10 protein-coding genes are annotated in these 14766 nt (G+C 47.2%); 8 read left to right on the top strand and 2 right to left on the bottom strand.

Annotated features, from left to right (window positions below; all coding sequences use genetic code 11):
• Positions 1–30: 30 nt before the first annotated feature.
• The gene (gene dnaJ / locus ACO1PK_RS03625; RefSeq protein WP_423187310.1) at positions 31–1167 is read left to right on the top strand and encodes a molecular chaperone DnaJ; all 1137 of its coding nucleotides are present in this window, start codon (positions 31–33) and stop codon (positions 1165–1167) included.
• Positions 1168–1422: 255 nt separating this feature from the next.
• On the opposite strand, the gene ACO1PK_RS03620 is transcribed toward dnaJ, so the two are convergent.
• A complete protein-coding gene (locus ACO1PK_RS03620; RefSeq protein ID WP_423187309.1) occupies positions 1423–2514 on the bottom strand; it encodes a hypothetical protein in 1092 nt (363 codons plus the stop codon).
• A 380-nt stretch (positions 2515–2894) separates the two neighbouring features.
• On the opposite strand from ACO1PK_RS03620, the gene ACO1PK_RS03615 reads away from it, so the two are divergent.
• Positions 2895–3698 carry a M48 family metallopeptidase gene (locus ACO1PK_RS03615; RefSeq protein WP_423187308.1) on the top strand — a complete coding sequence of 268 codons (804 nt, stop codon included), beginning with the start codon at positions 2895–2897 and terminating at the stop codon, positions 3696–3698.
• Between the two features lie 31 nt (positions 3699–3729).
• Here the strand turns inward: ACO1PK_RS03615 and ACO1PK_RS03610 are convergent, their stop codons facing one another.
• Entirely contained in the window at positions 3730–5052 is a 1323-nt protein-coding gene (locus ACO1PK_RS03610; protein WP_423187307.1) for a Na+/H+ antiporter NhaC family protein, read from the bottom strand.
• 204 nt (positions 5053–5256) lie between these two features.
• Here ACO1PK_RS03610 and ACO1PK_RS03605 point away from each other — a divergent pair, with 204 nt between their 5' ends.
• The 6 genes from ACO1PK_RS03605 (at position 5257) to greA (ending at position 14743) form a co-directional block, all read left to right on the top strand.
• Positions 5257–7128, top strand: a complete 1872-nt coding sequence (locus tag ACO1PK_RS03605; RefSeq protein WP_423187306.1) for an MFS transporter — start codon at positions 5257–5259, stop codon at positions 7126–7128.
• A 244-nt stretch (positions 7129–7372) separates the two neighbouring features.
• Entirely contained in the window at positions 7373–8527 is a 1155-nt protein-coding gene (locus tag ACO1PK_RS03600; RefSeq protein ID WP_423187305.1) for an iron-containing alcohol dehydrogenase, read from the top strand.
• A 178-nt stretch (positions 8528–8705) separates the two neighbouring features.
• Positions 8706–9515, top strand: coding sequence for a 4-hydroxy-tetrahydrodipicolinate reductase (gene dapB, locus ACO1PK_RS03595; RefSeq protein ID WP_423187304.1), 810 nt, complete (start codon positions 8706–8708; stop codon positions 9513–9515).
• 250 nt (positions 9516–9765) lie between these two features.
• Positions 9766–10890: a glutamine-hydrolyzing carbamoyl-phosphate synthase small subunit gene (gene carA / locus ACO1PK_RS03590; RefSeq protein WP_423187303.1), complete on the top strand. Its 1125-nt coding sequence runs from the start codon at positions 9766–9768 to the stop codon at positions 10888–10890.
• A 158-nt stretch (positions 10891–11048) separates the two neighbouring features.
• Positions 11049–14270: a carbamoyl-phosphate synthase large subunit gene (gene carB, locus ACO1PK_RS03585; RefSeq protein WP_423187302.1), complete on the top strand. Its 3222-nt coding sequence runs from the start codon at positions 11049–11051 to the stop codon at positions 14268–14270.
• On the top strand, positions 14267–14743 hold the full coding sequence (greA, locus tag ACO1PK_RS03580) for a transcription elongation factor GreA (RefSeq protein WP_423187301.1): 477 nt from the start codon (positions 14267–14269) through the stop codon (positions 14741–14743). Before carB ends, greA begins: the two co-directional genes overlap by 4 nt.
• Positions 14744–14766: the final 23 nt, after the last annotated feature.

The raw sequence follows: 14766 nt of genomic DNA, 5'->3' as shown, positions 1-14766 counted from the left end.
GCTCTTTTACTGAGAAATAAGCACAGATCTATGTCCAAGCGTGACTATTATGAAGTGTTAGGTGTCGCTAAAGGCGCCGACGATAAAGACATCAAAAAGGCTTATAAACGCCTCGCCATGAAATATCACCCAGACCGTACTCAGGGTGATAAAGCCATGGAAGAGAAGTTTAAAGAAGTTCAGGAAGCCTATGAGGTTTTGTCTGACGAGCAAAAACGTGCAGCCTACGATCGTTTCGGCCATGCCGGGGTAGATCCAAACCGCGGTGGTGCTCATGGTGGCGGTGGTAATGCCGACTTTGGTGATATTTTCGGTGATGTATTTGGTGATATCTTTGGTGGCGGTGGTCGTCGTGGTCAATCACGGGCGCAGCGCGGATCAGACTTACGTTATAACCTAGAGCTAACACTGGAAGAGGCCGTTAAAGGCAAGTCAGTTGATATCAAAGTGCCTACTATGGTTGCTTGTGATAGCTGTGACGGCTCAGGGGCTAAAAAGGGCACTTCGGCGAAAACTTGTACAACCTGTAATGGTGCTGGTCAGGTCACAATGCGGCAGGGTTTCTTTGCCGTACAACAAACCTGTCCTACCTGTAATGGCCGTGGCAAGATTATTCCTGAACCTTGCACTAAGTGTCATGGTGAAGGACGCATCGAAAAAACTAAGACGCTGGCAGTGAAAATCCCTGCGGGTGTTGATACAGGTGATCGCATTCGCTTAACGGGTGAAGGTGAAGCCGGTATGCACGGTGCACCAGCTGGTGACTTGTATGTACAGGTAAGCGTTAAAGCGCATCCGATCTTTCAGCGTGATGGCAACAACTTGTACTGTGAAGTGCCGATGAGTTTTGCAACTGCTGCTTTAGGTGGTGAAATTGACGTTCCCACCTTGGATGGCCGCGTTAAGCTGAAAATTCCAGCCGAAACGCAAACGGATAAAATGTTCCGTTTACGGGGCAAAGGTGTGCAATCGGTACGCGGCGGCGGTGTGGGCGATCTCGTATGCAAAGTCGTAATTGAAACACCCGTCAAGCTCTCTGAGCGGCAAAAAGACCTTTTGCGGCAATTGGATGACAGCATGACCGGTGAAAGTGAGGCGATGCATCGACCAAAATCGAAAGGTTTCTTTGATGGTGTAAAGAAATTTTTTGATGACTTAACCGGTTAAGTTTTTAGGGATCCCCACAAGTTTAGCCCTACATTCAATGTTCCAACGCTTCATATCCAGCAAGTACTCATAGTGGCGCAAAATATTGCGCCACTATGCTTTTGAAAGTATTACCTGCTTAGTCATCGCTGTTAATTTCATATCTCAGAAGCTTTCTTTTTTCAGCACAGGCTGCCTGGACATTAGTACAACCAGCTTACATAACTCAGAATCTGGCACTGTTCGGCCATCGTCGCAGCTACCAAGTAATACATTTTAATGTACTCTCTGGCGTGCTTTGCGACCTCGCTCTAGATCATTAATGAATTGAACTTGCTTTTGTACACACTCAGAAGCTTCCAGCATGGCGCCAGTGGTTTCAGGAAGTATGACTTTAAGGCCATTAAGTGCAACACCAAATTCACGATATAAAGAAGCGAGCCTGCTATCAAAATAATGCCTTGCAGCTTTGGGTGGTTCGTCCATTGGAAAAGCAAGCGTAATATTTTCTTCGGTTCGCATCTTATAAATATAGTTTTCCAGTGCAAGGGTATACTCATCAATACGGTTATTTTTGCCTAATGCATGAATAGGGTTCAGTTTGAGTGGAAATTCGGATGAGTTTATTATCCTTAGGTAAGTAAAAGCAGCATCTAAGTCAACGTATTTTATACCATATGCAGTGTAAGCTAGAGCACGGTAGAGATGCTCTTCAATGTCAGGGGTAATTAGGTTAGTGTCTTCATATAACATTTTTGCTTTTACTAACTCGACGGTTATTAAATACTTCAATGGCTTAGATGTGTGACCTTGGACAACCAGTCTGACCGCTATTTTGCGCTTATTGTCACGATCAAAGTCATCACGTCCCAAGGCTGCAATCATAGCAAAAATATTGCCGACTTGGATTTGTTGCCAAATAGCATCGTATGACACTTCCATATAAGGAGCAGTAAGCTGGGAACTATTATATAGGTGAACATACTCATCACCAAATTGGAGTGGTGTGCTGATTCGCCCTCTGGAGATATTCCAATCGTTTAGCTCCTGCTCAAAGTAGGCTATATCTTCCTGATTTAAATCCTTTGCTGCGATGCACCAATCAGAATCATAATCCATTTTGGCAGTATTGGTGCTATCAACTGGCGGCTGAGCGGCATATTCGAGAGAAAAATTCTGATTTAAAGAAACTGACGAATGCTGAGACTTAAATTCGCTTGTCACCAGATTTGGCGCTATTTCCAGTTGAGTTAATTGCTCAGTACGTTCATAGCTGAACTTGTTTCCGCTAAATTGCTCATAAAATATAATCAGCACGATCGCCAGAGCTCCAATTACGATAGCCGTAATTTTTATGCTATTTTTCATGCACTCTCTCTTATTGTTTGAAGCATCTTGTTCTGCGCACTGAACGCATAATATCACAACCGTTTAAGTATCTGTCCTTACTGGCAGCTGCGCTATTCATACATGAATCGTAGTTGCGAACTGTTATACCATCAAAAATCAGCTTAATTTGGCGTTTTATTAGCTGTTAGGTATTTTCATTTTAGAGATGGGGCAAATCAATGTTATGTTAAAGCTTTCTTGTAATTTAGTTATTTTTTCAGAGTTTGCGCCTGTTGATTTTTTTTGAGGTTCACAGGGTTGAACTCTTAACAAACTTGAGAAACCACCCATTTTGGGTGGTTTTTTTATGGGTGCTAGGTAAACTACAGCAACAGGATTTGCAGATTTAAGGATGTAGCATGTTAAAAAAGCTCGTTGTAACTTCACTTTGTGCCATTTTACTTACCGCTTGTGCCCAATCGCCTACTGGCCGACGTCAGGTGATGTTATTTGATAATAATCAGCTGAATGCTATGGGCGCACAAACCTTTGAGCAAATGAAAGCGGAGCAAAAAATCAATAGCAACAAAGCCGTTAACGCTTATGTACAATGTGTGGCGAATGCCTTACTTAAAGTAACTCCTGAAGAGTATCGTCAGCAAAATTGGGAAATTGTGGTCTTTGAAAGCGATCAAGTGAATGCTTTTGCCTTGCCTGGTGGCAAAATGGGGGTCTATACCGGTTTATTAAAAGTTGCCGCAACACCTGCCCAGTTAGCAGCCGTGGTGGGGCATGAAATTGGCCATGTGATGGCCGGCCATAGCAATGAGCGTTTATCGACCAATCAAGTTTTGCAAGCGGGGTTAGCCTTGGCGGACGCAAGTGCAAAAGCTTATAACGTGCAATATCAACCTCAGTTGATGGCGGCTTTAGGTTTAGGGGCGCAAGTTGGTGTGGCGTTGCCGTTTAGTCGCACCCATGAAACGGAAGCCGATATTATTGGCTTAGACTTAATGGCGAAAGCTGGCTTTAATCCAGAAGAGTCGATTACGCTATGGCGTAATATGGCTGGCGCGAATGGCGCGAGGGTGCCGGAATTTTTATCTAGCCACCCGATCCCCGATACGCGTATTCGCACCTTGCAACAAAATATGCCGCTAGCCACTAATCAGTTCACACAACGGCAAGCGCAAGGCGCGCTGCCTAATTGTCGTCGGCCCTAAGCCGTTTTACTCTGCTTGAGACAGTGCCAGCCTAGCTGGCACTTTGCTTGGAAGGGGTTCTTAGCAGTACCACGGCTAACGCCACCACTAACAAAATTAAACAGTAATAGTTATGCGTGATTACTTGCCAAGGGGAAATGCCAAAGCTCGCCCCAAGTAGTAAAGCCTGAGCACCATAAGGCACTAAGCCTTGGCTGATACAAGCAAAAATATCTAATAAGCTGGCACTGCGCTTCGGGCTGATATGATGCTGCTGCGCCAAATTGCGACTGACTTCGCCGGTTAGCACGATGGCAACAGTATTGTTGGCGATACAAAGGTTACTGATAAAGGCTAAAGCCGCAATGGCCAGTTGTTGCGCTTTATTACCAACTAATTGCAGTTTTTGCGTAAAACGCTGCACTTGCTCTGAGATCCACTGCAGGCCACCTTGTTGCTTAATAAACTCACTTAAGGCACTGACTAACATAGCCAAAAGGAAAATTTCTTGCACATCGGCAAAGCCGGTGGCGATATCTTTGCCCAGATTGGTAATGGCATAGTCGGCAAAAATACTGCCTTGCAACGCGGCTAACACAATACCGAGCAGTAATACCACAAATACATTTAAGCCCATTACCGCTAAGACTAAAATGGCGGCATAAGGTAAAACACCTGTCCAGTTAAAGGCTTCTGCACTGATAGTATTCGCTGGGGTAGTGAGTAAACTAAAGGCGACCAAGGTGGCCAGGGCGGCGGGTAAAGCAATCTTTATATTTTCTTTAAATTTATCGGCCATATTGGCACCCTGCGTGCGGGTTGCCGCAATAGTAGTATCCGAAATAATCGATAGGTTATCACCAAACATGGCGCCGCTTAACAGCACGCCAGCCACCACGGCGGGGTTAAGATCGGCTTGATTGGCCAGTCCAACCGCAATAGGCGCCAGTGCGCCAATGGTGCCCATAGAGGTCCCCATTGCAGTAGACACCAAGGCCGCAATAACAAATAAACCCGGTAGGATAAAGGCGGCGGGTACAATACTTAAACCCGCATTTACCACTGCATCGACGCCGCCTGTTGCGGTGGCTACGCTAGCAAAAGCGCCCGCTAACAGATAAATCAAACACATGGTGATGATATTGCTATTACCTGCGCCTTTAACAATTACGTCAATAGACTGAGTTAAAGGTGCACGGTGCAGCCAAACCGCAAAAATTAAGGCCGGTAAAATGGCGACATGGCCAGGGAGTTGATAAAAGGCATAGTCAACATTTTGGCTTTGAAAATACAGGCCGCTGCCTAGGAACAGCAACACAAAAGATAATAAGGGCAAAAGCGAGCGCTTTGCTCCAACAGGGATAGCAGTATTCACGTTAGCAACCTCATAAAATGGCAGCGCAATATATAGATGTCCAGACGTCTTGTCAAACCTTGGGCTAGCAGGTTAAAACAGAGACAAATAAAAAGAAACTAAAATGTTGTAAAGTGTTCTTAACAGAGTAATTCATAGCGCATTATCAGAACAACCATAGCGTAATCATCTTATTAAGCCAGCATTATCTGGCAGGGAGCTAGTATGGCCGCTAGGCAAAATCTTGCATCAAAGCGTTTTGTGCCGTTTTTTTTGACCCAAGCCCTTGGCGCGTTTAACGACAATGTATTCAAAAACGCATTGATGCTGTTGCTGACCTTTACTGCGGCCAGCGCCATGCCGTGGAGCGTCGATGTCAGTATGAATTTGGCGGCAGGCTTATTTATTTTGCCGTTCTTATTGTTTTCAGCCACAGCAGGTACGCTGGCCGACAGTGTCTGTAAAACCAAACTTATTCAGCGTCTCAAGTTGTTGGAAATCGGTCTAATGCTATTGGCGGCGGCTGCCTTTCTGTTTGAGCAGTATTTACTGCTGTTGGCGCTGCTATTTTTAATGGGTGCACAATCGGCTTTTTTTGGGCCGGTAAAATATGCCATCTTGCCGCAACTGTTAACCGATCGCCAATTGCTGGCTGGTAATGCTTGGGTAGAGCTGGGCACCTTTGTGGCGATTTTGCTGGGCACCATTGTTGGTGGGTTATTAGTTGGTTTTGCCAATGCGCTGTTATGGATCGGCGTTATGGTCATTGTCTTTGCGCTTATGGGGTACTTGGTGAGTTTAATGATCCCGGCCGTTGGCGTTGTGGCGGGCGCCCCTAAGTTTCGCTTTGCTCCTTGGCAGCAAAGTGTCGAGACCGTAAAAATTAGTTATCAAAACCGCACGCTGTACCTCGCTATTATGGCCATTAGCTGGTTTTGGTTTTTAGGAGCCAGTTATTTAACGCAGTTTCCTAATTTTGCTAAAACGGTATTGGGGGGCGACAACACCGTCGTAACGGCTTTATTGGTGGCCTTTTCGGTGGGCGTAGGGCTGGGCTCATTACTGTGTGAGCGCTTGTCGGGTGATAAAGTTGAGCTAGGCATCGTCCCTATCGGCTCCGCCGGTTTAACGGTTTTCGGTATCAGTCTGTATTTTAGTACGCCAGAGCTAGCCGTGACTGAATTGGTCTCGCTAGGAACATTTTTCAGTTCGGCCTTTGGTTGGTGGGTATTATTGGATCTTACCCTGATTGGCGTGTTCGGCGGGCTTTTTATTGTGCCGTTATATGCCATGCTGCAACAACGGGCGCAGCCCGAGCAGCGGGCGCGGATCATCGCAGCTAACAATATTTTTAATGCGTTATTTATGGTGGTCAGTGCCGCCGCGGGCATTGTGTTTTTAGCCGTATTTAAACTGACGATACCGCAATACTTTTTAATATTGGCGTTAATGAATGCGGTCGTGGCGATCTACGTCTACACGCGGGTGCCGGAATTTGTGCTGCGTTTTGTGATTTATCTGCTCAGCCATACGATGTATCGGGTCAAGGCGCAGGGGCTGGAGCATATCCCAGATGATGGCGCGGCCGTGCTGGTCGCTAACCATGTCAGTTATGTGGATGCGCTGCTTATTGCCGGCGCAGTGCGTCGGCCAGTGCGCTTTGTGATGTATAAAGGGATCTATGATTTGCCGGTCGCTAACTGGTTATTTCGTGCCGCCAGAACCATTCCTATCTGTGGTAAGCAACAAGATGAAGCCATTTATGAAGCCGCTTTTGCTGCAATAAAACGTGAGCTGGCTGAGGGGAATTTGATTTGCATTTTCCCAGAAGGGCGCCTAACCAAAGATGGTGAGATAGACAGCTTCCGCCCCGGGATTGAACGTATTATCAGCGAAAGCCCTGTTCCTGTTGTGCCTATGGCGTTGCAAGGTTTGTGGGGCTCGTTTTTTAGCCATCATGGTAAGGGTGCTTTTAAACCTAAAGGACGTTTTTGGTCAAAGGTGACGTTAACTGCTACTACTGCCGTGGCGCCGACAGAGGCAAGTGCTGCTATGCTGGAGCAACAAGTGCGACAATTACGGGGGGAATACCGTTGATTTAGTCGTGTCGCTAAGGCTAACGGTCGCTTTTCGTTAGCCACAGTGGTCAGCTGACTTGATCCAATTTAGTAAAAGCCCCATAGATGAAACTGGCGTACTTAAACGTTTATGTCTTTCGTTTAACCGTCCAAGGTTAAGCCCTCGTGGTTTAACTGCGTCGGGTGACGGTACTGAGAGCAGTACTGTGATCAGTGCTATGCAAAGTGCTAAGTAACAGTACTCAAAAAAGTGGAGCAGCTTAATGTTTAATTTTTCTTTTCAAAATCCTACCCGTATTATCTTTGGCCGTGAGCAAATGGCGCAGCTTAGCAACTTAGTAAAGCCTTTTCAGAAAGTATTGCTGATCTATGGTGGTGGTTCGATAAAACATAATGGCGTCTATCAGCAAGTGACTACAGCCTTAAAGGACTGCAGCTTTATCGAATTTTCGGGGGTAGAGCCAAACCCCAGTTTTGAAACCCTAATGCGAGCTGCCGATATCGTTCGGCGCGAAAAAATCGATTTTATTTTAGCGGTAGGTGGCGGCAGTGTGATCGATGGCGCCAAGTTTGTCGCGGCGGCTGCGCTATTTAATGGCGATGCCTGGGATATTTTAGCCAAGGGCGCGAAAATAACCGAAGCGGTGCCGCTTGGCTGTGTGTTAACGCTACCCGCAACCGGCACTGAGAGTAATGGCAACTCGGTTGTTACTCGCTATGAAACCCAAGAGAAACTGGCGTTTAGCAGCGCCTTGGTGTTCCCACAGTTTGCCATTCTTGATCCTACCGTCACCTATAGCCTACCACCGAAACAAACCGCGAATGGCGTGGTGGATGCGTTTGTGCATGTGATGGAGCAATACCTGACCTATCCGGTGAATGCCCCAGTGCAGGACCGTTTTGCGGAGGGCTTATTGCTTACGCTGATTGAGGAAGGCCCGAAAGTGATGGCCGATCCTGAAAACTACGAGGTGCGCGCCAATATCATGTGGGCGGCGACTATGGCGCTAAATGGCTTAATTGGTCAGGGCGTGCCGCAAGATTGGGCTACACATATGATTGGTCATGAAATTACCGCTTTATACGGTTTAGACCATGCCCAAACGTTAGCTATCGTGCTACCGGCGTTAATGCAGCAACAACGCCAGCAAAAACGCGCGAAGTTATTGCAATTCGGCCAGCGCGTATGGCAATTACAGCATCAGGACGAAGAGCGCTTAATTGATGAAGCCATTAGCCATACCCGGCATTTCTTTGAGCGGATGGGCGTACCAACCCGCTTGACCGATTATGGCTTGAAAGCGGAGGTAGTAGATAAGCTGGTCGAAAAACTGGTGCAGCATAAGATGGTGAAGCTTGGCGAGCATGGTGATATTACGCCAGAGGTAAGTCGTAGTATTTTGCAACTCGCCTTGTAGTTGCACTGTAAATGCTAAGATGCAAGCAGCAGTAACAAGGCTAGGGATAATTTGAATCTTTGGCCATAACGCTGTAACACCCTTAAAACAGCCGTTTTTCCTTAAAGACGGCTGTTTTGCTTTTTTATCGGCCGCGCTTTTGTTTTAATAACGAAAAATAGATTTTGCAGAGTAGATTATGACAAGTATTGGGATTTTCGGTGCTAACGGTCGGATGGGCCGTGCCTTAGTGACGGTGGCAAAAGAGCAACAGCTAAACTTGGCTGCGGCAACGGTGCGCACTGGCTCAGACTTAATCGGCATAGACGCCGGTGAGTTAGCAGGCTGCGGCAAACTGGGTATAGCATTAGACGCGACCGCAACGGCCGCCTTACAAAAAGCCGAGGTCTGGATTGACTTTACCATGCCAGAGCCCATGTTGGCGCACCTGCAGTTGTGTGTTGCCGAGCGCAAGGCGATGATTATTGGCGTAACCGGCTTAACCGATGCGCAGTACGCCGACATTCAGGCTGCGAGTAAAGTGATCCCCATTGTGTGGGCGCCGAATATGAGTGTGGGGGTGAATTTACTGCTGCATTTGGCGCAAACTGCGGCCAAAGTAATGGGTAACACCGCCGATATTGAAATCATTGAAGCACATCACCGCTTTAAAAAAGACTCGCCGTCTGGTACGGCGATGGCTATTGGTGCCAGTATTGCACGAAGCTTAAACCGCGACTTAAACGAGGTAGCCGTATATGGCCGCGAGGGCATGATTGGCGAGCGGCCACAGCAAACTATCGGCTTTGCTACGGTACGTGGTGGCGACATTATTGGCGATCATACGGCACTTTTCGCAGATCTTGGTGAAAGGCTAGAAATTAGTCACAAAGCCTCTAGCCGTAATACCTTTGCGCAAGGCGCACTGCGCGCTGCTTTATGGTTGCAAAATAAACAGCCGGGACTTTATACCATGCAACAAGTGCTAGGTTTACCAAAGTTAGACTAAACTTTTGCGGCATTAAGCATAAAAATGTGTTAAAGCCGCTATTTTTATAAAATAAGAAAAAAGTCATAGCCAAAATTATGCTTTTCACCTAAAATAAGCAGGTTTGCCCGTACGCTGTAAATTTCCTGAGTTTTTTTAAAGAATTCGGGAGCTGCAGGTGCGCGACAAATACGGGTATCAGAATTTTAGGTCAAAACGGGTTGTAAAGCGTCGCAGGTTTTCGCCCGTTTTTTGCTGTTTGGAGGTTATTTTGACTAAGTCCGCCCTGCTAGTACTGGAAGACGGCACCGTGTTTCGCGGTACAGCCATTGGCGCCGAGGGAGTTTCTGTAGGTGAGGTAGTATTTAATACCTCGATGACCGGGTATCAGGAAATTCTCACTGATCCTTCTTATGCAGAACAAATGGTAACACTTACTTATCCTCATATTGGTAACACCGGAACCAATGAGGAAGATGAGGAATCCGGCAAGATATGGGCGAAAGGCCTTATCATCCGTGACCTCCCGCTGTTAGCCAGCAATTTCCGTAATCAACTCTCCCTTAGTCAATATTTAAAAAACAACAATATTCTCGGCATCGCCGATATCGATACCCGCAAATTAACCCGTATTCTTCGTGAAAAAGGCGCCCAAAATGGCTGCTTGATGGCGGGCGATAATTTAGATGAAGCCAAAGCACTGCAATTAGCCAAAGGATTTCCAGGCTTATCAGGTATGGATTTAGCCAAAGAAGTGACTGTGACTGAAGCCTATCAGTGGACAGAAGGCAGCTGGCAGCTAGGCGAAGGCCATAAAGCGGCCCCAGCTGCACAATTTCATGTTGTCGCTTACGACTTTGGCGTAAAACGTAATATCCTGCGCATGCTAGCGGATCGTGGCTGTAAATTAACGGTAGTGCCAGCGCAAACGCCGGCTGCCGAAGTACTCGCCTTAAATCCAGATGGTATTTTCTTATCCAACGGCCCAGGCGATCCAGCACCTTGTACCTACGCTATCGAAGCCATTAAAGCCTTTTTAGAGACCGATATTCCTATTTTTGGTATCTGTTTAGGTCACCAGTTACTGGCACTGGCCAGTGGTGCGAAAACCGTAAAAATGACCTTAGGCCATCACGGTGGTAACCATCCGGTGCAAAACCTTGATACCAAGCGCGTACTGATCACTGCGCAAAACCATGGTTTTGCCGTAGAAGAAGCGAGCTTACCGGCTAATTTACGCGCCACCCATAAATCGTTATTCGACGGCACCCTGCAAGGGATCCACCGTACTGATAAACCGGCATTCAGTTTTCAAGGCCACCCAGAAGCGAGCCCAGGCCCGCACGAAGCCTCAGAGCTGTTTGACCACTTTATCGGATTAATGCAAAAGGCTTAAGCCTATCCCCAAAATCATTGGAGATACGGGTAGGCGGCAACGCGTATCCCCAGGAGCATAGGATACTATGTGACTGGGGTGAGAGAAGGCAGCCAACACCCCCGTATCTTCAAGGATGAAGGGGATAAGCAAAGAAAGAATTACGGAGATATATTGCAATGCCAAAACGTACCGACCTTAAAAGTATTCTGATCTTAGGCGCTGGCCCCATTGTTATCGGCCAGGCCTGTGAATTTGACTATTCAGGTGCCCAAGCCTGTAAAGCCTTAAAAGAAGAAGGCTACCGCGTTATTCTGGTGAACTCTAATCCAGCGACCATTATGACCGATCCAGAAATGGCTGATGCCACCTATATCGAGCCAATTCATTGGCAGGTCGTTGAAAAAATTATTGAGAAAGAGCGCCCGTGCGCTGTATTACCCACTATGGGTGGGCAGACGGCACTAAACTGTGCGCTGGATTTAGAGCGTCATGGTGTACTGGCTAAGTACAATGTGGAAATGATTGGTGCGACTGCCGATGCCATTGATAAAGCTGAAGATCGTAGCCGCTTTGATAAAGCCATGCGTTCCATCGGTTTAGCGTGTCCGCGCGCGGGTTTAGCCCACTCGATGGAAGAAGCCTATCAGGTTTTAGAAAGCATTGGTTTCCCTTGTATTATTCGTCCGTCGTTCACCATGGGTGGCTCGGGCGGCGGTATTGCTTATAACCGCGAAGAATTTGAAGAAATCTGTACCCGTGGTTTAGATCTGTCGCCAACCAAAGAGCTATTAATTGACGAATCGTTAATTGGTTGGAAAGAGTACGAGATGGAAGTGGTACGCGACAAAAACGATAACTGTATTATCGTCTGTGCCATTGAAAACTTTGACCCTATGGGCGTACATACCGGTGACTCTATTACCGTAGCACCAGCACAAACCCTGACCGACAAAGAATACCAGATTATGCGTAACGCCTCTTTGGCGGTACTGCGCGAGATTGGTGTTGAAACCGGTGGTTCGAACGTGCAGTTTGGTATCAACCCAGAAGATGGCCGCATGGTCATTATCGAGATGAACCCACGGGTATCGCGCTCATCTGCGCTGGCCTCAAAAGCAACGGGTTTCCCGATTGCCAAGGTCGCTGCCAAATTGGCCGTAGGTTACACACTTGACGAGTTAGCTAACGATATTACTGGTGGTGTGACGCCTGCGTCATTCGAGCCCAGTATCGATTACGTGGTCACCAAGGTACCACGCTTTAACTTTGAAAAGTTTGCCGGTGCTAATGATCGCTTAACCACCCAGATGAAGTCAGTGGGTGAGGTGATGGCGATTGGTCGTAACCAGCAAGAATCTTTGCAAAAAGCCTTACGTGGTTTAGAAATTGGCGTGTCGGGCTTAGATCCTATTTTGGATCTGAAAGCGCCAGAAGCCAAAGAAAAGCTGATCCGTGAACTGCGTGAGCCAGGCGCTCACCGTATTTGGTATATCGCAGATGCCTTCCGTTTTGGTATGAGCATGGACGATATTTTCAAGCTGACCAAAGTGGATCCGTGGTTCTTAGTACAAATTGAAGATTTGGTAAAAGAAGAGCAAGCATTAAGTGTTGATGGCTTTGCTGCCTTGGACGAAGTGCGCATTGCGCGCTTAAAGCGTAAAGGCTTCGCTGACAAGCGTATCGCCGAAGTGCTGGGGGTAAGTGAAACGGAAGTGCGTAAAAAGCGTTATAGCTTTAATATTCACCCGGTATACAAGCGGGTGGATACTTGCGCGGCAGAATTTGCCTCTAACACCGCTTATATGTACAGCACTTACGATGAAGAGTGCGAAGCAGCACCGACCAACCGCGATAAGATTATGATTATCGGTGGTGGCCCGAACCGCATTGGTCAAGGTATCGAGTTTGACTACTGCTGTGTACACGCGGCCTTAGCCTTACGCGAAGACGGTTACGAGACCATTATGGTTAACTGTAACCCTGAAACCGTGTCAACCGATTACGACACCTCAGATCGTTTGTACTTTGAACCGATCACCTTAGAAGATGTGTTGGAAATTGTGCGTAAAGAGCAGCCAAAAGGCGTGATCGTGCAATACGGTGGCCAAACGCCATTAAAATTAGCTCGCGCCTTAGAAGCAAACGGAGTGCCAATTATTGGTACATCGCCAGATGCGATTGACCGTGCTGAAGATCGTGAGCGTTTCCAACAAGCGGTTACCCGTTTAGGCTTAAAACAGCCGAAAAACGTCACTGTAACCAGCTTTGATGAAGCCTTAGCTAAAGCCCCTGAAATTGGTTACCCGATGGTAGTACGCCCGTCTTATGTATTAGGCGGCCGGGCTATGGAAATCGTGTACGACGAGCAAGATTTACGTCGCTATATGAACGAAGCGGTAAGCGTTTCGAATGACTCACCGGTACTGCTAGATAACTTCTTAGATGATGCCATCGAAGTGGATATCGATGCCATCTGTGATGGCAAAGAGGTGGTGATCGGCGGCATTATGGAACACATTGAGCAGGCCGGTGTCCACTCGGGTGATTCTGCCTGTACCTTGCCACCGCATAGCTTGTCACAGCAGATCCAAGATGTGATGCGTGATCAGGTGAAAAAGCTGGCATTAGAGCTGGGCGTGGTTGGCTTAATGAATACCCAGTTTGCGGTAAAAGATGGCGAAGTATACCTGATTGAAGTGAACCCGCGTGCTGCCCGTACCGTACCTTTCGTGTCAAAAGCGACTGGCGTTGCTGTGGCTAAAGTGGGCGCGCGCTGTATGGCCGGCCGTTCATTGGCAGATCAGGGTATTACCAAAGAAATTATCCCTCCGTATTTCTCGGTAAAAGAAGTGGTGATTCCGTTTAACAAGTTCCCAGGCGTGGATCCGATCCTTGGCCCTGAAATGCGTTCAACCGGTGAAGTAATGGGCGTGGGTGATACCTTTGAAGAGGCCTTTGCTAAAGCAGAACTGGGGTGTGGCATTTTAATTCCTACCGGTGGTCGTGCCTTGCTTTCTGTACGCGACAGCGATAAAGTGCGCGTGGTCGAGTTAGCGAAACGTATGGTTGAAACCGGCTTTGAGTTAGACGCCAGTGGCGGTACCGCGGCAGCCTTGAAAGCCGCCGGTATTGAATGCCGGGTGGTGAACAAAGTATTTGAAGGCCGTCCAAATATGCTAGACCGCATCAAAAATGGTGAATACAGCTATATTGTAAACACCACCGAAGGGCGGCAAGCCATTGAAGACTCTAAAATGTTGCGCCGTAGTGCCTTGCAACATAAGGTCAATTATACCACTACCTTAAATGCCGCTTTTGCTACGGTAAAAGCCAATGCAGCCAGTGCTTTTGTTAACGTAAATTCAGTACAGGAATTGCATAAGAGAGTTAACGGATGAGTTTAATCCCAATGACAGTTCAGGGTGCAGAAGCACTGCGCCTTGAATTGAACGAGTTAAAAAGTGTGAAACGCCCAGCGGTGATCCAAGCCATCGCTGAAGCGCGTGCGCACGGTGATTTAAAAGAAAACGCCGAATACCATGCTGCCCGCGAGCAGCAAGGTTTTATTGAAGGGCGTATTCAGGATATTGAAGGCAAATTATCGAATGCCCAGATTATCGATATCACTAAACTACCGAATAACGGTAAAGTGATTTTCGGTGCTACGGTGACTATTCTTAATCTGGAAACAGAAGAAGAAGTGACTTACCGCATCGTGGGTGATGATGAAGCCGATATTAAAAATAACCTGATTTCCGTTAACTCACCGATAGCGCGTGGCTTAATTGGCAAAGAAGCGGATGATGTTGTTAACATTACTACACCAAAAGGCGTGGTAGAGTACGAAATCACCGACGTGCAGTACAAGTAACCACAGCTTGCTGTAACCCTTAA

It is taken from the genome of Alishewanella sp. d11, from assembly GCF_049390205.1.
Taxonomy (GTDB): Bacteria; Pseudomonadota; Gammaproteobacteria; order Enterobacterales; family Alteromonadaceae; genus Alishewanella.
Note: the sequence above shows the minus strand (reverse complement) of the source record. Positions and strands in the feature narration are given on the sequence as shown.